This is a genomic window from Sphingomonas fucosidasi, from assembly GCF_036663855.1.
GTDB classification, from domain to species: Bacteria; Pseudomonadota; Alphaproteobacteria; order Sphingomonadales; family Sphingomonadaceae; genus Sphingomonas; species Sphingomonas faeni_B.
Window position 1 is genome coordinate 170,745 of record NZ_JAXOJR010000002.1, and the last position, 18,069, is coordinate 188,813.

The following is an 18,069-nucleotide window of genomic DNA, read 5'->3' on the forward strand; positions in this document are numbered from 1 at the left end:
GGTAAATACGAAACGTGCCCCCGTCCCGGGCTGGTGCTTCCGCAAGTGCGGAAGCGTGACGGGGGACGCTGCCCCGTCGGCTTTCACCGACGGCGGTATCCCAATGTAGAGCGGCGCGGGACCATTGCTGGTCGACCGCGCCGCGCCAGCCCTTAGGCCAGCTTGATCTCTACGTCCACCCCTGCTGCGAGGTCCAGCTTCATGAGCGCATCGACCGTCTGCGGCGTCGGCTGGACGATATCCAGCATACGCTTGTACGTGCGCACCTCGAACTGCTCGCGCGACTTCTTGTCGATGTGCGGGCCGCGGTTCACGGTGAACTTTTCGATGCGCGTCGGAAGGGGAATCGGACCGCGGATGAGCGCGCCGGTGCGGCGTGCGGTGTCGGCGATGTCGCCAGTGGCCTGATCGAGCACACGGTGATCGAACGCCTTCAGACGAATGCGGATATTGCTGTCCATAGTCCCTACCGATGCGAAAGAGCGGGCCCGTTTCCGGGCTCTTGCTGGTTGATGTTTAAACCGAAGGCGGGCCATTACGGGAGAGTCGGCGAAAACGCAACTGGGGGGAGGTTTTTTTAAGCGACCTGCGATCGGCCATCATCGCTTTTGTTCCGCTACCTCTATCAACGTCCAATTGCTGCTTCCGCCCTATAAAGGCATGGTTCCCGGTAATGAGGTACTTGCCGACCAACCCAGCTCACGCCGTTGAGCTCCTTTTGCAATCCGTTTTCCAATCTCGGCCATTCGCAGCAGGCCGGGATAGTAGCGCCCACGTCTCTTTCCCTCAGAACGGCACTGAGATGCATTTCGAAGCGTCTGCGCTACTCGATGCAGCGCTATTTATTCGTCGGAACGCTTCTACCCATCTGCGATCGCTTTCAGTCGCAGATTTGCAAACAATGCTCGTCGAATTCATGACTAACCAAGTTCAACTCGGCGAGTTCGGCTGGTGGGATCTGCCCGACGACGAGCCGTTAGCGTCTCACGTCACTGCCGAAGGACGGGCGGCGTTGACCCAGGAGATGGAGCGCTCACCAATCTTCAACCCGCCTGACACGTTATTCCTCTACCCATTGAGAATCGCCAGGGTCGAGGCTTCATTCCGTACTGAGTCATTCAGCCTTCTATCAGTCGATGACCTGCCTGAAGAGCTATCACGATGGTACGATCCGGAAGAGATCAATAAGGACCGACATCCGCCGACCCCAATGCACCATGGAATGACACTTAGCGAAGTGTCGTGCTGGCTAGTCATCAAATCACCTATGAGCAAAACCGCTCAGCGCACTCGAAACGCGATCCTCGGTGCGTGCGCACTACTCCCCCACCCGGTCGAACGTTACCAATTTTCGATGGCAACCATGCCTCGGGGCTACATGAGTTTCGGGAAACGGGCGACATACCACAGCGGAGAGGCATCCACGCCAGCATTGGGAGAGCATTTGCAAATCGGAACCTCCGATCATGCATGGCTAAACCTGCTCGCCGAAAAGCTAGCCTCCGACGCCGATCGCGCCCGAAAAGCGATGCTGGCGTTGCAGTATTTCTATCGCGCTTGGGTTCGAGACCCTGCAACCCGGGTCGCGCCTCTTTGCGGCGCGTTGGATGCTCTTTTCGGTGACAAGGAGGCTGCAACGAATGCGATGGTAACCGCCGTTGGAGCACATCTGGGTTCGGATTTTGACGCTGCCCGAGCACGAAAATTAGCAAAACTCCGCGCGGGCGTCATCCACGGCGGTGCACCGAACATATACGAGGCTTCCGTCTATCATCGTTATTACGTCGATCACCGCAGCGACCCAATTCGTGATCTGGAAATTGCCACGGCCCGATGCCTCCAACAGGAGATTTTCGGACCAGCGCTCACCGAACGGCCTCACACGTATGCAGAGCTTTTGAGGCAGTACACTGGGATCAATATTTAAAGTGGGGTCACCTTCGCCCTGAATGTCCAAACCCGGTCACGAGTAGTTCGGCCTTCCGCCCCCTCTTCAAACACGAAAAAGCCCGGCTTCTCTCGCGAGAAGCCGGGCTCTTCGATCAACTCCCGAAGGAGAGGATGCTTACTTGTCGATCTGGCTCACGACGCCTGCACCGACGGTACGGCCGCCTTCGCGGATCGTGAAGCGCTGGCCCACGTCCATGGCGATCGGTGCGATCAGCTTGATGCCGAGCGACACGTTGTCGCCTGGCATGACCATCTCGGTGCCCTCAGGCAGCTCGACGGTGCCGGTCACGTCGGTCGTACGGAAGTAGAACTGCGGGCGGTAGTTGGCGAAGAACGGCGTGTGACGGCCACCCTCTTCCTTCGACAGCACGTACACTTCCGAGTTGAAGTCGGTGTGCGGCTTGATCGTGCCTGGCTTGCAGAGCACCTGGCCACGCTCGACTTCGTCACGTGCAACGCCGCGGATCAGTGCGCCGACGTTATCGCCAGCCTGACCCTGGTCGAGCAGCTTGCGGAACATCTCGACGCCCGTGACCGTGGTCTTGCGGACGGTCGGGTGGATACCGACGATCTCGACTTCCTCGCCAACCTTGACGATGCCGGTCTCGACGCGGCCGGTGACGACCGTACCACGACCCGAGATCGAGAACACGTCCTCGATCGGCATCATGAACGGCTTGTCGAGCGGACGCTCTGGCTGCGGGATGTAGTCGTCGACAGCCTGCATCAGCTCGGTGACGGCGTCGGCGCCGAGCTTCTGGTTCGAACCCGACAGTGCGCAGGTAGCCGAACCCTTGATGACGGGGATGTCGTCGCCCGGGAAGTCGTACGAGCTAAGCAGCTCGCGGATTTCCATCTCGACCAGTTCGAGGATTTCCTCGTCGTCGACCAGATCGACCTTGTTCATGAACACGACCATTGCGGGCACGCCGACCTGGCGTGCGAGCAGGATGTGCTCACGGGTCTGTGGCATCGGGCCATCGGTCGCCGAAACGACGAGGATCGCGCCGTCCATCTGGGCTGCGCCGGTGATCATGTTCTTCACATAATCGGCGTGACCCGGGCAATCGACGTGCGCGTAGTGACGGTTGGCCGTCTCGTACTCGACGTGTGCGGTCGAGATGGTGATGCCGCGCTCGCGCTCCTCGGGAGCCTTGTCGATGTTGGCGAAGTCGACAGCGGTACCGCCGGTCGTCTCTGCCAGAACCTTCGTGATCGCAGCGGTGAGCGACGTCTTGCCATGATCGACGTGACCGATGGTGCCGATGTTGAGATGCGGCTTGTTCCGCTCAAATTTTGCCTTGGCCATTGTTTCCTACCTTCTGATTCGTATTCCGGTGCCACCCCGGGAACCGCGCGAACGCGGCCCAATAGCGGCTGTTAAAGCGTTGCGCCAGCCCCTGCTTAGGGAGAGGCCGACGCGGAAGTAAATTCCGCGTCGTCGAACTTCGGTCGCTGACCGAAGCCGGCCGGCCTTTCGGCGTCTCCGAGCCAGGAAAACCTGGCTCGGTGCGCCTAGGGCTTACGCCAGCTTAGCCTTCACTTCGTCAGCAACATTCTGCGGCACTTCGTCATAGTGCGAGAACTGCATCGAGTACTGAGCGCGACCCTGCGTGAACGAGCGAAGCGAGTTCACATAGCCGAACATGTTGGCCAGCGGGACCATCGCCTCGACCGTCTGCGCGTTGCCACGGCTGTCGGTGCCCTGGATCTGGCCACGACGGCTGTTCATGTCGCCGATGACGTCGCCCAGATAATCCTCCGGGGTGACGACCTCGACCTTCATGACCGGCTCGAGCAGCGTGATGCCCGACTTCTGCGCCACTTCGCGCATTGCGCCACGGGCACAGATTTCGAACGCCAGTGCCGACGAGTCGACGTCGTGATACGCGCCGTCATACAGCACGATCTCGAAATCGATGATCGGGAAGCCGACCAGCGAACCCGACGCTGCGGTTTCGCGGAAGCCCTTCTCGATCGCCGGCAGATATTCCTTCGGAATGTTGCCGCCCTTGATCTCGTCCTTGAACGTGATGCCCGAACCGCGCTCGCCCGGCGTGACCTTGACCTTCACGCGACCGAACTGGCCGGTACCGCCCGACTGCTTCTTGTGCGTGTAGTCGACGTCGACCGGCTTCTTCAGATACTCGCGATACGCGACCTGAGGAGCGCCGACGTTCGCCTCGACCTTGAACTCGCGCTTCATGCGATCGACCAGGATCTCGAGATGGAGCTCGCCCATGCCCTTGATGATGGTCTGGCCCGACTCGGGGTCCGACGAAACGCGGAACGAAGGATCTTCGCGTGCGAGACGATTGAGCGCGACGCCCATCTTCTCCTGGTCGGCCTTGGTCTTCGGCTCCACCGACAGCTCGATCACGGGCTCAGGGAATTCCATCCGCTCGAGGATGATCGGTGCGTTCATCGCGCAAAGCGTGTCACCGGTCGTGGTATCCTTGAGACCCGCGAGAGCGACGATGTCGCCGGCGAAAGCCTCCTGGATGTCCTCACGGCTGTTCGCATGCATAAGCAGCATGCGACCGACCTTTTCCTTCTTGTCCTTGACCGAGTTGGTGACCTGCGATGCGGTCTCCAGCTTGCCCGAGTAGATGCGGGCGAAGGTCAGCGTACCGACGAACGGATCGTTCATGATCTTGAACGCCAGTGCCGAGAACGGAACGTCGTCCGACGAAGGACGTTCGTCCGGCGTCACGCCGTCGAGCTTCAGACCCTGGATCGCGGGAACGTCGAGCGGCGAAGGCAGATAGTCGACGACGGCGTCGAGCAAAGGCTGAACGCCCTTGTTCTTGAACGCCGAGCCGCAAACGACCGGCACGAACGCCATGCTGAGCGTACCCTTGCGGATCAGCGCCTTGAGGTCGGCGACGCTCGGCTCGTTGCCTTCGAGATACGCCTCCATGAGGGCATCGTCCTGCTCGACGGCCATCTCGATCAGCTCGCTGCGATACTTCGCGGCCTTGTCGGCCAGATCCGCAGGGATCTCGGCATATTCGAACTTCGCGCCGAGCGACTCTTCGAGCCAGATGATCGCGCGGTTCTCGACGAGGTCGACGAGACCCTTGAAGCCGCCTTCCATGCCGATCGGGAGATACAGCACGGCCGGACGCGCGCCGAGGCGCTCGATGATCGAGTTGACGCAGAAGTAGAAATCGGCGCCGGTGCGATCGAGCTTGTTGATGAAGCACATGCGCGGCACGCCGTACTTGTCGGCCTGACGCCACACGGTCTCGGACTGCGGCTCAACGCCGGCAACGCCGTCGAAGCATGCAACCGCGCCGTCGAGCACGCGAAGTGAACGCTCAACTTCGATCGTGAAGTCGACGTGGCCGGGCGTATCGATGATGTTGATAAGGTGCTCTTCGCCCTTACCTTCTTCGGCGCGCCACTTGCAGGTGGTCGCAGCCGACGTGATCGTGATCCCGCGCTCCTGCTCCTGCTCCATCCAATCCATCGTCGCGGTGCCTTCGTGCACTTCGCCGATCTTGTAGGACTTGCCGGTGTAATAGAGGATGCGCTCGGTCGTCGTCGTCTTGCCGGCGTCGATGTGCGCCATGATGCCGATGTTACGGTAACGGTCGAGCGGATGGCTGCGGGCCATGATCGTGCTTCCTTAAGAATATGGGGAGCCGAACGTGCCGGCTCCCCAATATATAGGTGTTTGCGTTACAGGCGAAAGACCGCCTGCATCGCGGTTACCAGCGAACGCCGATAAACACCGCTGTTACCAGCGGTAATGCGAGAATGCACGGTTGGCTTCCGCCATCCGGTGCGTATCTTCACGCTTCTTGACCGCGTTGCCACGGTTGTTGGCGGCGTCCATCAGCTCACCCGACAGCCGTGCGGCCATCGTGTTCTCGCTGCGCGAACGTGCCGCACCGATCAGCCAGCGAATCGCCAGCGCCTGTGCGCGCTCGGGACGAACCTCGACCGGCACCTGGTACGTTGCACCACCGACGCGGCGCGAACGGACTTCGATGCCCGGCTTTACGTTGTTCAGCGCATCGTGGAAAACGCCGATTGGATCGCGCTTTGCGCGCTGCTCGACGGTTTCGAATGCACCGTACACGATCAGCTCTGCGACGGACTTCTTGCCGTCCAGCATGACGCTGTTCATGAACTTCGACAGAACCTCATCCCCGAACTTGGGATCAGGCAGGATGACCCGCTTTTCGGGACGACGACGACGTGCCATTTTGTATTCCTTCTAAACTTCAGCCTTGGTGATCGCAAATATGAGCGATCGGCTTACTTCGGACGCTTGGCGCCGTACTTGGAACGCGACTGACGCCGGTCCTTCACACCCTGTGTATCGAGCACGCCGCGCAGGACGTGATAGCGAACACCAGGAAGATCGCGGACACGACCGCCACGGATCAGGACAACCGAATGCTCCTGAAGATTGTGACCCTCGCCCGGGATGTAGCTGATGACTTCGCGCTGGTTGGTCAGGCGAACCTTGGCCACCTTGCGCAGAGCCGAGTTCGGCTTCTTCGGGGTCGTCGTGTAGACGCGCGTGCAAACGCCACGCTTCTGCGGATTTGCTTCCATCGCAGGGACCTTAGACTTGGCCTTCTGCGGATCGCGGCCCTTGCGGACCAGCTGGTTGATCGTCGGCATTGAAGCCTTCACCTTTCAAGTGGTTACTTTGCTGGAGCCATGAGGCGCCTGAGAATACAAAAAGGACCATCGGGAGCGCGAAACGCCCCTCAGGCCCTGGAATGCATCCAGCAATGTTCAAGCATGCCCGGCGGGAAAGACTCCCGAAGAACAGGGCGCGCCTATAGGTCAGGACGGGGGTGAGGTCAACGGGGCGGAATCGGCTTGGGTGGCAGGTAGGGGATTGGTTCTGCGGCATGAAGGCCGCCTCTCGCGAGCCTCCGTAAACACTCCTAGCGATCCTCCCCCGCGAGGGGGAGGTGGCACCGAAGGTGACGGAGGGGGAGGAACACGCAACGTCCGTTGCCCTTTCCTCCCCCTCCGTCTGGCAAGCGCCAGCCACCTCCCCCTGGCGGGGGAGGATTGGCGACCTCCACTATCGCGGCCGCGTGCCAATCACGGCGAGCAGCGTCTTCTCGAATCGCGCAGGATCCTCGACCTGTGGCGAGTGGCCCAGCCCTTCCAGCGTCATCAGGTTCGCATTCGGCATCTGCTTCACCGCGCGCGGCGCGACCATCGGGATCGGTTCGAGGAACTTGCGCAAATTCGCCGGCGCCCGCGCGCGGCCAAACGCGGTCTTGTCGAGCGTGCCGACGATCAGCGTCGTCGGCGGGGTTATCCGGTAGAGTTCGTGCGCGACCGGCTGCGTCTTGATCATCTCGCTGGTCTTCGCCTGCGCGAGCGCAACGGTATCGCGCCCTGCCCCCTGATACATGCCCGCCTGCATCCAGACCCAGCGATCGTAGGACGGCTTCCACACGCCGTGATAATAATTCTCGAGCTGGTACGCCTTGATCGACGCGTAGCTGGTCTTCTTCTCGTTCGCCCAGAGCGTGTCGACGTCGGTATAGGGTACGCCCTCCTCGCCGCGATCCTTCAGGCCGAGCGGATTGACGAGGACGAGCTTCTCGACCGACGCCGGGTAGAGAATGGCATAGCGCATCGCGAGCATGCCCCCCATCGAATGCCCGACGATCGTCGCCCGGGTGATGCCGCGTGATTCGAGCAACCGCTTGGTGAACGTCGCCAGCATCTCGAAACTATACTGCGCCGCACGTGGCTTGGACGATTTGCAGAAGCCGATCTGGTCGGGGACGATCACACGGTAGCCGGCATCGATCAGCGCCCGCGCCGTGCTGGCCCAGGTCGCGCCGCAGAAGTTCTTGCCGTGCAGCAGAACGACGGTGCGGCCATTGGGCCGCTGTGGCGCGATATCCATGAACGCCATCTGCGCTGGGCTGCCGACGATATCGACTTCCATCGTCTGGACCGGCCAGGGATACGTGAAGCGTTCGAGCTGCGGACCGAGGTCGGGCGCCTGTGGCACCGGCCCCGCGCCCGCAAGCATGAGCGCGGCCGGCAGCGCCGACAGCATCCAATGCGCCTTCATACGAATACACTTTCCTACAGCCACCAATGAGGCTTAGGGTTAACGGGCAAACGCGGCCCCTTGCAACGCATCATCGTCATCATGACGAAATGCACGCGAGACGCTTGCCCTTCTCGAAACGGCTGGGTAAGGGGCGCGTCCGTGTAGGAGTGTAGCTCAGTTGGTTAGAGCGTCGGTCTCCAAAACCGAAGGCCCTCGGTTCGAATCCGAGCACTCCTGCCACCCCCTTTAAATTCCGGTTTCGAACGGCACCGTTTCCCGCGGTGCCTTCGCACGCCCATCACGATTGCAGAAAATGCATTTCATAATGCAATTTTCGCAATTGCTCTATGATGTGCTGCGGCGCACAACGATCAGGCCTTTCAGGCATCCTCTCCTAAAAACTTTCATGGCCGGTCTCGTACCGGCCTTTTTTTTCGTCTGCGATCGGCGTACGCATTGGATGCCTTCGTCAAGCCGAACGATAAATAGAAACCGTGGGAGCGGAGCCGCCGGTGAAACCGGCACCGGCCGGGCGATCGTGCGGGGGATACAGAGCGACCCAAGCGCTCTCCCCCGCCACTTCTCCAAAACCCACCACTTCTCCAAAGACCCCGTTTTCTCCAAAGACGCCTTCTCCAGTGGCAGCGCGCCAAACAGCCCTGCCCGGTGTGCACGCCCGGGCCTCCATCCGACCCGCCGCCTCCGCGCACTTGCTTTCACCTGTGACGGCAGCTATCTGCCGCGCTTCCGACAGCGAGGACGGACCTGACAGCGCTGCTCTTCACAGAGAGCGGCTAGAGGGTCTATGCCTCGCATCCCAAGTTTCTCAATCAGCGGGTTCGAAGAACATCGTGGCGAAGACGTCCCCCCTCGAATTCATCCAGCAGGTCCGCAACGAGACCGCGAAGGTCACGTGGCCGACGCGTCGCGAGACGGTCATGACCGGCGTGATGGTGGTGATCATGACGACGATCCTCGCGCTGTTCTTCCTGGGCGTCGACTCGATCCTGCAAGCGATCGTCTCCGCCCTCGTCAAACTCGCTCAGTAAGCAAGGTTCCGTCATGGCGCGCTGGTACATCATTCATGCCTATTCGGGCTTCGAGGGCAAGGTCCGCGACTCGATCATGGCCGAGGCGACCCGGATGGGTCTCGAGCAGCTCGTCGAGCAGATCGAAGTCCCGACCGAAACCACGACGGAAGCCCGTCGCGGCAAGAAGATCGCGGTCGAGCGCAAGTTCATGCCGGGCTATGTGCTCGCCAAGCTGAACATGAACGACGACGTGTATCACCTGGTGAAGAACACGCCGAAGGTCACCGGCTTCCTCGGCAGCATGGGCAAGCCGCAGGCGATCAGCGAGGCGGAAGCCACGCGGATGCTGAACAGCAAGGAAGAAGCCGCCGCCGCGCCCAAGCAGAAGGTCAAGGTCGACTACGAGATCGGCGACCAGGTCAAGGTCCTCGACGGCCCGTTCGCGACCTTCAACGGACTTGTAGAAGAACTCGACTTCGACCGCAGCCGCGTCAAGGTTTCGGTGTCGATCTTCGGGCGTGCGACTCCGGTCGAGCTCGAGTTCGAGCAGGTCGAAAGAAGCAAGTAAGGCCAAGTCGCACGGATTAGCGGACGCTAACCCCGATAAGACGCCAGCCCGACCGGCGGCCCACCGGCCCGACCGACGACGCGGGATTTATTCCGCGTTAGCTATTAGTGCGTGAGATAGCTTCGTCAAAAGCAATCCGTTGAACAACATACAGCGCTGCCGTACATCCTCCTTTATGAAAAGCGCTTTCAACACGATTGCCCGTGGGCTGACGGACGCTATTGCGTTTGCAGATAGCGGTCGAAAAGATGCCGACTTGGCATCCACGGACGTTAATCAAGTAGTTGAAATCGGATGTATCCGTCAGGTCAGCGCTGACCGTAGCGGTACGTACGATGCCGTATCATCTAGATCATCGACGACAGCGGCGTTTTCTGATCAAAGCGCGGTACGTTAATATGCTGACCCGTATCGAGATCGACGGTTTCAAGACGTTTGAAGACTTCAAACTAGACCTCCGCCCCTTCACAGCCATCGTCGGGCCGAATGCCAGCGGTAAATCGAACCTGTTTGATGCCATGCAACTGCTGGCGGCTTTGGCGGATCACGACGTACATAGCGCGATGCAGGGATTGCGTGGGGAACCCGAAGAATTCTTTCGACAGACTAGCAATGGACCAAGTGCCACCATGACTTTTGCAGTCGAGGTTTTTCTCGACGGCGAGGGTACTGATGACTTTGGGCGATCCTATAAAGTACCGGCGCAGCGCTTGCGCTATGAGCTTAGCCTTGGGATACGGCACGGAAACGATGGAGGGCCACGAGGGGTCTTCGTTCGAGATGAGACGTGTACGGCAATAAAACGTGCAGACGATCGTGCGGACTATCTAACCCCTCGTAAGCCTAGTTTTGGGCGGTACACCAACCCGTTCATTCGGAGAGACGATACCGGGGACGCCCTTCTCGTACGCCAAGATGGTCCGAGCAAAAGCGGCAATCCGATGCGACTGTCTCTTAACGAAGCTTCACGAACGGCACTCTCCACGATCACGACCGCTGAATTTCCTCATCTTTATGCTTTGAGAAAAGCACTACGTGCGCTGCGTTTTCTTGAAATAAACCCTACTGCAGCACGTCGGGCGAATGATCGCTTTGAGAAAACGACGCTTAATCCCAGTGCTTCGAATTTGGCAGCAGTGCTTAACAGGCTACGGGATCAGACGCGAACCGAGAAGCGTCCGGACGGCGTGCTTGCCGATATCGCGACCGATCTTTCGGCGCTAATTCCGTCTGTCTGCAACGTGAAGGTGCAAGCCGACGACCAGCGGCAATATTCGTTCAGCGTAGGCTTCACCGGCGACATGAGCTTCAGTTCGCGGGTGATCTCGGACGGCACGCTGCGTATTCTTGCGTTGCTGACGATTCTAAATGATCCCGATCGCAAGGGCACGCTGTGTTTTGAAGAGCCCGAGAACGGCGTCCATGAAGCGCGCATCCCAACGTTGATTGAGATATTGCGAGCAGCGACGCAGATCGATCCCGATCCCGAACAGGTCACTTTCCAGGTCATTCTGAACACGCACTCGCCGAAGGTCATGGCCGCGCTCATAGATACCGAAATCGTCGCGGCGGACGTGGTTACGATCGTTGACCCAGTTGCGGGAAGCAGAACGTCCCGGACGCGCATGCGCACTGGGGTAAGACCGAGCAGCGACCTCGTGGAACCCGATCGTTATCTGGTTCGGGCCGAGGTCGATCGCCTGCTGCAACATTCCGGCGATGCCGGGTGAGATATGTTTATTGGGCTGCGCTGTATGAGGGGACTTCGGACGCTCTGTACCTCGACGTTCTTCTTCCGCGCATTATCAGAGACGTTGTCGCGCAGGATGGCGTCGATCTCGTGGAAGTGCCGGATTCACCGGCCGTCAAACTGGGCAGTCGCGGTCGGTCGATCGAAAACGTCGCTATAGAGGCGTGCGAATTCAAAGATGCCTATGACCTTATCTTCATCCATGCAGATACAGGCGGCCGCCACCTAGAGCGCGGTTTGGCAGACAGGGCAGACGGCTATTGTGCTGCGTTCGCCGCGAAGTGCGACTGGCCTTACGATCGCTGCATAACGATCGCTCCCCGCCATGAAACCGAGGCGTGGCTTCTGGCGGATGGCACCGCAGTCACTTCGGCGATGGGTTATAGCGGCGACCCGACAGAAGTCGGGCTACCTGCGGATGCACGTGCAGCGGAACGATTGGCTGACCCCAAGCAAGTACTGACGGCTGCCGCCGAAGCGATCTCCGGGCGACGACGGAGGCAAAGCGTCGAAAACATCTTTCCCGCGATTGCGCAGCGACAGCGGCTTGATGTGCTTCGAGGATCGGCATCGTTCGCCGCGTTCGAAACGAATTTGCGCGCATGCCTGCGATCGATGGGATGTATTCGCTAAACGAGCATTACCGATTCATGGCAAAATTAGTGCGCTCGGCGACCCTCTCAATTCTTCAATCGCCACCCGCCGAACAGCGCAACATCCGGATCGTGCGCTACCTTCGTCGGGTCGGCCTTGCTCCAGCCGGTGACCTGATCGAGCGCGGGCAGGCGTACCGGGTTGGGCGTCGGATACGGGTTCCTTAGCGTCGGTTCGCCGCGTTCGTTGCGGGCGGCTTCGGCGAGGTCGAAGGCTTCGCGGTCGCGGGCTTGGCGGGCTTCGTACATTGCCGTCAGGCGGTAGCTGTGGGCTTCGCTCGATTCGCCGCGGCGGCGCTTGATGTGGGGCGGCTCCTCCTGGAGGTGGACCGTCTTGGCGTGCAAATGGAGGAGTTGTAGCGCCTGGTTCGCGGTCATCGGCGGGATCGGCGGGGGATCGTTGTGGCGCCACGCGTCATGGTCGTGTGCGTCGGTAAGGGTACCGGCGAGCAGCGCTGACTCGACCTGTTCGTAGCCGAGTTCTAGCGCGAGGCGCATTTCGCGGGCGAAGGCGGGGCTGGCTTTGCGGCGGGCGTAGAAGGCGGAGTGGCTGAAACCGGCGGCGGCGGCCGAGAGGCGGATGTTGGCGGTGGCGGAGAGCGCGGAGAGGAAGGCTTGCTCGGCGGCGTGACCCAGGCGGTTGGCGGGCGGGCGACGGAGCTGGAGGCGGCCGTTGGCGGTTCTTGTCGTGGTGGGCGTGGTGTCGCTGCGTCGCGGTTGGGGCGAGCCCCCTCCACCCCCGACCTCTGGTCGGCGGTCCCCCTCCCCGTTCCGGGGAGAATCTTTGAGAGCGGCGGAGGCGAAGGCGAGGGCTGCGTCCCACTTGGCGGCAAAGGCGGGGTGGGCGGCGCGGCGCTTGGTGAAGGTGGAGCGGTTGTAGCCTAGCGTGCTGGCGGCTTCGCGGGCGTTGCCGGTGCGGCGGAGGGCGGCGAGGAACGCGGCGTTCTGGGCGGCCTGGCGGCGGGTGAACTGGTCGGGGGTGAACGGGCGCGCCATCGCTATTGGGTCTGCCTCGATATCCTACATTGCAAGGGGGCTTGTGCTTGGTGCGCGGTACCCGGCGGCGGCGTCCAAGTTGTTTCCCCGCGAAGGCGGGGATCCAGACTGGGCTCCCGCCTTCGCGGGGAAACAAGGATGGGCAGTCTTTGGCGGGATTGATTCACGCGAGGGCGCGAAGAGGAGTCGGAGAAGTAGAAGATTCGGGGTTCGCGCGGAGGCGCGGAGACGCGGAGGATAAGGGCGCGGAGAAGAAGGGGGAAGCGGGTGTTGCCGCTTTGCTGGTTTTGGGGTATGCGCGCCGGCTTCCACCTTCACTGTTGGAATTGCGGGAGGTTGCCGACACGGTAGCCGCCATCACCGCTAGACTCACCGGGCGAGGCGCTGTTGCGCTCAAAGCCCAATATAAGAGAGTGACATGGCTAAAAAGATTACCGGATACATCAAGCTGCAGGTGCCTGCAGGCGAGGCAAAGCCTGCGCCGCCGATCGGGCCTGCGCTGGGTCAGCGCGGCGTGAACATCATGGAGTTCTGCAAGGCGTTCAACGCCGGCACGAGCGAACTGAAGAAGGGCATGCCGATCCCGACCGTCATCACGGTCTATGCGGATCGCTCGTTCTCGTTCGAGACCAAGACCCCGCCAGCATCGTACCTGATCAAGGAGGCCGCTGGTCTCAAGTCGGGTTCGAAGGAGCCGGGTAAGGTCGTCGCCGGCAAGATCAAGCGCAGCCAGCTGAGCGAGATCGCCACGACGAAGATGAAGGACCTCAACGCCAACGATATCGACGCTGCGACGAAGATCATTGAAGGCAGCGCCCGCGCAATGGGCCTCGAAGTGGTGGAGGGCTGAGATCATGGCTAAGCTGAGCAAGAAGCAGAAGGCCGTCACGGTCGACCTCGTCAAGCTGCACGGCATCGACGAGGCCATCGGTCTCGCACGGTCGGGCGCCACGTCGAAGTTCGACGAGACGATCGAAGTCGCGCTGAACCTGGGCGTCGATCCGCGTCATGCAGACCAGATGGTCCGCGGCGTGGTCACGCTGCCCAAGGGCACCGGCAAGACCGTCCGCGTCGGCGTGTTCGCCCGCGGCGCGAAGGCTGAAGAGGCTCTCGCAGCCGGCGCGGACGTGGTCGGCGCCGAGGACCTGATGGAAATCATCCAGGGTGGCACGATCGATTTCGATCGCTGCATCGCGACCCCGGACATGATGGGCATCGTCGGTCGCCTCGGTAAGGTGCTGGGTCCCAAGGGCCTGATGCCGAACCCGAAGCTCGGCACGGTGACGATGAACGTCGCCGCCGCGGTTCAGGCAGCCAAGGGCGGCCAGATCGAATACCGCGTCGAGAAGGCCGGCATCATCCATTCGGGCATCGGCAAGGCGTCGTTCCCGGCGGAAGACCTGCGCGCGAACTTCGACGCACTGGTCGACGCGGTGGTCAAGGCCAAGCCGACCGGCGCCAAGGGCAAGTACGTCCAGAAGGTCGCGATCTCGTCGACCATGGGTGCGGGCATCAAGGTCGATACGGCTGAGGTTGCTGGGGCGTAAGCCGCACGCGGCTAGCGAAAGCTAGGCACGAGACGGCGAGCGCCCGGCCGGCGCGGGCAACCGCGACCGACAAGGACGGGATTTACTCCCGTCCTGCCGCGAAGACAGAAAAGGGCCGGGAGCGATCCCGGCCCTTTTTGCGTGTCCGCCCCCTCCATCAGGGGGCTGTAGCCGAAGGTGACGGAGGGGGAGGACACGGAACAGAAGTTTCCCTTTCCGCCCCCTCCGTCTGGCAAGGGCCAGCCACCTCCCCCTGGCGGGGGAGGATCGTGAGGTGGCGCGACGGTCAGGTTTGGGGCGAACGCCCTGCCCCTTACTCCGCGAGCGCGCGCCTGGCGTCGAGCGTGGTCGCGAACACCGAGACATACTGCGTCACCCGCGCCTCTTCCGCCCCGACCGCATATGCCGCCGTCATGTCGGGCGCGACGATCCGGCCTTCCACGATGTCGACGAGCGTGCGCGCGAGATCGAACGCGTTGCCGGGCTGGAAAGTGATGCCGACCTCGTCGCCCGCGACCTTCTCCGCCATGCCGCCGATCGCGCTGCACAGGATCGGGCGGTGCGCGACGAGCGCCTCCTGGATCACGACGGGGGAGTTCTCCCACCAGATCGAGGGCACGACGATCCAGTCGTACTGGCGCATCAACGCGACGACGTCGGCGTTCGCGTAGCGTCCCTTGTTGGTCACGACATCGGCGTTGGCGTCGAGCAACGCGGCGATCTTGGTCCGAAAATCCCCGCCCTGGATATCGAGGTTGGCGCCGTGGATGCCGACCGCGAGCGATCCGCGCAACGCCGACGGGATCTGCGACACCGCCTCGAGCAGCACGTCGAGTCCCTTGTAGGGATTGATCTGCCCGAAGAAGCCGATCCGCGTCACGCCGTCGTTCGATGGCCCAGGATCGGCCGCCGCCGCTTGCGCGATCAGATCGGGCGACAACGGGTTGTCGATCACCGTGATCCGCGCGCGGTCGAGGCCCCAGTCGACGAAGCGGTCGGCGAGAAACGCACTCGGCGAGACGAACCGCGCGACGGGCGCGAGCCGCTGGAGGATCATCGCCTTGCGCAGATAGAATTCGCCGGCGCTGTAATGCGGAAAACAGGCGGCGCACGCGGCGGGGGATTCGTCGCGACAGAGCCGGCCGTCGGTCTTGATCATCTGGCCGTCATTGTGACAGATCAGCAGGAACTCGTGCAGCGTCAGTACGACCGGGACGCGCGCACGCACGAGCAGTTCGACGACGTCGAGGCTCCAGTGCGCCAGATGTTCGATATGGACGATGTCGGGCTGGAACCGCTCGAGCAGCTGTCCGATCATCGTTTCGAGCACGGTGAAATGCGTGCTCTCGAGCGAGAAATGCTCCTGGCCCGGCGGATCGGCGAGGATTTCGGTCGGGCTCGCGCCGAACGCGCCGAACGACGCATCGTGACCGATCGCGCTTCGCGGCGCGCGTGCGGCCAGTACCGGGGCGATGTCGTCGCGACCGAGCAACCGCGCATAGAGGGCATGCGCCGCCTGTTCGCCGCCGCCGGTGGAAAACGCCGGATGGCCGTGAGCGAGGATCAGCACGCGCAGGCTCACGCTGCGAGATCCGCGTGCCAGCGCGTGTTGAAGCGGATGCAGTTGAGATAGGTGATCGCGCTGCGTAACGCCTCGCCACCGCTGAGGACGAGCGACTGACGTTCGAGATGCCGCATCCCGCCGCTCCGGACCAGACCGATCGGACGACCGCCCGCGACCGAGCGCATGCACAGATCGGCATCCTCGAAATCGCCGCGGACATAGCCCGGATCGAACCCGCCCAGCGTCTCGTACCAGTCGCGTGCGATCATCATCATCGCCCCGGTGACCGCTGGCACCTCGATCGTCACGGGCTCACCCCGATCGACCGGCCGCGGAGGCAGTCCCTTGCCCGGATGCTCGGCGGCAAACAGGTCGTGGAAATGGCGGCCCCTGCGCAGGACCATGCCGTCATGTTGCAGCGTATCGTCCTCGTACAGCAGCCGAAACCCGACGATCCCGAACCGGCCCTGATCCAGATCGGCGGCCGCCACCGTCAGCGCTTGCCCGTCCTCGATCCACACATCGGAGTTCTGGAACAGCAGTAGCGGCGCGCGTGAAACGCCCACCCCGATCGCGTTCGCGACCGAAAATCCGTAATTGCCGCCGTTGATCACCAGGGTCGTGGGGCGCTCGATCAGGCTGCGCCGATCCTGCAAATAGTTGCGGACGAACAGGTGCTGGCGCGGATCGTCGCTGACGTAGATGAACTCGGTGCCCGCGGGATACGCGGACTGGTTGGCGAGGATCGCGCGCAGCAGGAACGGCCGAGCGTACAGCGGGATGATCACCGACAGCCGTGGCGGCTCCGACACTTCGCACAGCCGTATCACCTCGTGCGTGACCGCATTGGCAGACTGCGCGGTCAACAAGGGTCCGGCATGGCGCAGCATCGTCGCCGGCGCGGGCAGCGCACTGCCACCGAAACAGGTGACAAAGTTGTTCAGCGCGTTCTCGACGCTGTCCACCCGATCGTCGCTCATCGCGAGCGCGCCGAGCGGCGTCGCCGTGCCGCCGCGGTCGGCCAGCACGAAAAGCCGCCGCGTCGCCCGATCGACTTGGCCCAGCGTCGTCAGGAACCCGTGATGGGTGGTATCGATCGCGTTCCCGCGGCGCTGCATCGCTTCGCCGACGTCGGGCCGGTCGAAGGTCGCGATGTCGGACGAGGCACGGACAGCGTCGAGCGTGTCGGTCAGGATCACGACCTGCCGGGTTGCCGCATTCTCGATCCAGCCGCTGATGATCAATCCGCCGCCGACTCGCGCCCAGCTATCCAGGAAGGTATGCGAGGTTTCGCCTATCGTGCCGCCGTTCACGCCCCATCGCACCGCGCGCGCGATCGCCGGTGCAAAGAGCCCATGGTCGTTGATCAGATCGATCGGCCAGCGCTGATCGGCCGCCACCCCGTCCGGCCCGACCACCAGTCGGGCAACTGCGAACTGCTGACTATGGACGGCGTTGCCGGCCGCGCCGAGGACGGTCAACGTGAGGCCCGACTCGAACAGGTCGAGCCCTGCAAACGGCTCGATCGCAACGCCGATCACGTAGCCGACGTCGAGCGACCGGTGACCATACAGCGCCGCGACGTCGGCGCGGTCGAACCGGACGCAGCATTCGACCGCCGCCTCGCCGATGCGGCCGTCCGCTGTCTCCAAGCGGATCGCGACCGGATCGCCCTTCCCCACGGTCCACCCGGCGATGACGAGTTTCCCGGCGACCACGACGCCGGAATCGATAAACATGCTGTCCACGGTCATGGGTAGGACTGCCTCTTCGCGCCACGGATGATGAGCAGGTCGGGCTCGCGATCGGCGGCTGGTCGCCCAGCGGCGCGCCGATACCGAGACCTTACTCTCCCCGCATGCCCGATCAGGCCGGTGAGACGGTTGCCGGAGCAGGCAGCAACGTTGCCGTACCATAGCCGGGCCGGAAGGGCGTGCAAGGGTGTGATCCTTACCGTATCC

Annotated in this window: 16 protein-coding genes and 1 tRNA gene; 8 read left to right on the top strand and 9 right to left on the bottom strand. The window is 62.3% G+C overall.

Annotated elements, in window-relative coordinates:
* Positions 1-152: 152 nt before the first annotated feature.
* On the bottom strand, positions 153-461 hold the full coding sequence (gene rpsJ / locus U1737_RS04280) for a 30S ribosomal protein S10 (protein ID WP_007406109.1): 309 nt from the start codon (positions 459-461) through the stop codon (positions 153-155).
* Between the two features lie 341 nt (positions 462-802).
* On the opposite strand from rpsJ, the gene U1737_RS04285 reads away from it, so the two are divergent.
* Positions 803-1,927, top strand: a complete 1,125-nt coding sequence (locus U1737_RS04285; protein ID WP_332795746.1) for a hypothetical protein — start codon at positions 803-805, stop codon at positions 1,925-1,927.
* Between the two features lie 138 nt (positions 1,928-2,065).
* On the opposite strand, the gene tuf is transcribed toward U1737_RS04285, so the two are convergent.
* From tuf to U1737_RS04310, 5 genes are all read right to left on the bottom strand, one after another.
* On the bottom strand, positions 2,066-3,259 hold the full coding sequence (tuf, locus tag U1737_RS04290) for an elongation factor Tu (protein WP_031393767.1): 1,194 nt from the start codon (positions 3,257-3,259) through the stop codon (positions 2,066-2,068).
* Positions 3,260-3,472: 213 nt separating this feature from the next.
* Entirely contained in the window at positions 3,473-5,569 is a 2,097-nt protein-coding gene (gene fusA, locus U1737_RS04295; RefSeq protein ID WP_248521948.1) for an elongation factor G, read from the bottom strand.
* A 123-nt stretch (positions 5,570-5,692) separates the two neighbouring features.
* Positions 5,693-6,163 carry a 30S ribosomal protein S7 gene (gene rpsG, locus U1737_RS04300; RefSeq protein WP_055872660.1) on the bottom strand — a complete coding sequence of 157 codons (471 nt, stop codon included), beginning with the start codon at positions 6,161-6,163 and terminating at the stop codon, positions 5,693-5,695.
* 53 nt (positions 6,164-6,216) lie between these two features.
* Positions 6,217-6,588 carry a 30S ribosomal protein S12 gene (rpsL, locus tag U1737_RS04305; protein ID WP_010164594.1) on the bottom strand — a complete coding sequence of 124 codons (372 nt, stop codon included), beginning with the start codon at positions 6,586-6,588 and terminating at the stop codon, positions 6,217-6,219.
* Positions 6,589-7,003: 415 nt separating this feature from the next.
* Positions 7,004-8,017 carry an alpha/beta fold hydrolase gene (locus U1737_RS04310; RefSeq protein ID WP_332795747.1) on the bottom strand — a complete coding sequence of 338 codons (1,014 nt, stop codon included), beginning with the start codon at positions 8,015-8,017 and terminating at the stop codon, positions 7,004-7,006.
* 145 nt (positions 8,018-8,162) lie between these two features.
* Between U1737_RS04310 and U1737_RS04315 the strand changes: the two genes are divergently transcribed.
* From U1737_RS04315 to U1737_RS04335, 5 genes are all read left to right on the top strand, one after another.
* A tRNA-Trp gene (locus tag U1737_RS04315) sits at positions 8,163-8,239 on the top strand.
* Between the two features lie 611 nt (positions 8,240-8,850).
* A complete protein-coding gene (gene secE, locus U1737_RS04320; protein ID WP_332795748.1) occupies positions 8,851-9,048 on the top strand; it encodes a preprotein translocase subunit SecE in 198 nt (65 codons plus the stop codon).
* A 13-nt stretch (positions 9,049-9,061) separates the two neighbouring features.
* A complete protein-coding gene (gene nusG / locus U1737_RS04325) occupies positions 9,062-9,598 on the top strand; it encodes a transcription termination/antitermination protein NusG (protein ID WP_055872668.1) in 537 nt (178 codons plus the stop codon).
* A 398-nt stretch (positions 9,599-9,996) separates the two neighbouring features.
* A complete protein-coding gene (locus tag U1737_RS04330; RefSeq protein WP_332795749.1) occupies positions 9,997-11,328 on the top strand; it encodes an AAA family ATPase in 1,332 nt (443 codons plus the stop codon).
* Positions 11,325-11,981: a hypothetical protein gene (locus tag U1737_RS04335; protein ID WP_332795750.1), complete on the top strand. Its 657-nt coding sequence runs from the start codon at positions 11,325-11,327 to the stop codon at positions 11,979-11,981. Before U1737_RS04330 ends, U1737_RS04335 begins: the two co-directional genes overlap by 4 nt.
* A 47-nt stretch (positions 11,982-12,028) precedes the next feature.
* Here the strand turns inward: U1737_RS04335 and U1737_RS04340 are convergent, their stop codons facing one another.
* A complete protein-coding gene (locus tag U1737_RS04340; RefSeq protein WP_332795751.1) occupies positions 12,029-12,997 on the bottom strand; it encodes a hypothetical protein in 969 nt (322 codons plus the stop codon).
* 418 nt (positions 12,998-13,415) lie between these two features.
* Between U1737_RS04340 and rplK the strand changes: the two genes are divergently transcribed.
* Together rplK and rplA are read left to right on the top strand one after the other, a co-directional pair.
* The gene (gene rplK / locus U1737_RS04345) at positions 13,416-13,847 is read left to right on the top strand and encodes a 50S ribosomal protein L11 (protein ID WP_031392847.1); all 432 of its coding nucleotides are present in this window, start codon (positions 13,416-13,418) and stop codon (positions 13,845-13,847) included.
* 4 nt (positions 13,848-13,851) lie between these two features.
* A complete protein-coding gene (gene rplA, locus U1737_RS04350) occupies positions 13,852-14,544 on the top strand; it encodes a 50S ribosomal protein L1 (protein ID WP_136189394.1) in 693 nt (230 codons plus the stop codon).
* A gap of 313 nt (positions 14,545-14,857) precedes the next feature.
* Here the strand turns inward: rplA and U1737_RS04355 are convergent, their stop codons facing one another.
* Both U1737_RS04355 and U1737_RS04360 read right to left on the bottom strand, forming a co-directional pair.
* Positions 14,858-16,126 (bottom strand): glycosyltransferase family 4 protein, encoded by a 1,269-nt coding sequence (locus U1737_RS04355; protein WP_332795752.1) that lies wholly within the window; start codon positions 16,124-16,126, stop codon positions 14,858-14,860.
* Positions 16,123-17,847: a glycosyltransferase family 2 protein gene (locus tag U1737_RS04360; RefSeq protein WP_248521958.1), complete on the bottom strand. Its 1,725-nt coding sequence runs from the start codon at positions 17,845-17,847 to the stop codon at positions 16,123-16,125. The genes U1737_RS04355 and U1737_RS04360 overlap by 4 nt, the downstream gene beginning before the upstream one ends.
* Positions 17,848-18,069: the final 222 nt, after the last annotated feature.

Coding starts and splice junctions, on each gene's coding strand:
- rpsJ (WP_007406109.1), bottom strand. CDS start 461: ATGGACAGCAATATCCGCATTCGTCTGAAGGCGTTCGATCACCGTGTG.
- U1737_RS04285 (WP_332795746.1), top strand. CDS start 803: ATGCATTTCGAAGCGTCTGCGCTACTCGATGCAGCGCTATTTATTCGT.
- tuf (WP_031393767.1), bottom strand. CDS start 3,259: ATGGCCAAGGCAAAATTTGAGCGGAACAAGCCGCATCTCAACATCGGC.
- fusA (WP_248521948.1), bottom strand. CDS start 5,569: ATGGCCCGCAGCCATCCGCTCGACCGTTACCGTAACATCGGCATCATG.
- rpsG (WP_055872660.1), bottom strand. CDS start 6,163: ATGGCACGTCGTCGTCGTCCCGAAAAGCGGGTCATCCTGCCTGATCCC.
- rpsL (WP_010164594.1), bottom strand. CDS start 6,588: ATGCCGACGATCAACCAGCTGGTCCGCAAGGGCCGCGATCCGCAGAAG.
- U1737_RS04310 (WP_332795747.1), bottom strand. CDS start 8,017: ATGAAGGCGCATTGGATGCTGTCGGCGCTGCCGGCCGCGCTCATGCTT.
- nusG (WP_055872668.1), top strand. CDS start 9,062: ATGGCGCGCTGGTACATCATTCATGCCTATTCGGGCTTCGAGGGCAAG.
- U1737_RS04330 (WP_332795749.1), top strand. CDS start 9,997: ATGCTGACCCGTATCGAGATCGACGGTTTCAAGACGTTTGAAGACTTC.
- U1737_RS04340 (WP_332795751.1), bottom strand. CDS start 12,997: ATGGCGCGCCCGTTCACCCCCGACCAGTTCACCCGCCGCCAGGCCGCC.
- rplK (WP_031392847.1), top strand. CDS start 13,416: ATGGCTAAAAAGATTACCGGATACATCAAGCTGCAGGTGCCTGCAGGC.
- rplA (WP_136189394.1), top strand. CDS start 13,852: ATGGCTAAGCTGAGCAAGAAGCAGAAGGCCGTCACGGTCGACCTCGTC.
- U1737_RS04360 (WP_248521958.1), bottom strand. CDS start 17,847: ATGTTTATCGATTCCGGCGTCGTGGTCGCCGGGAAACTCGTCATCGCC.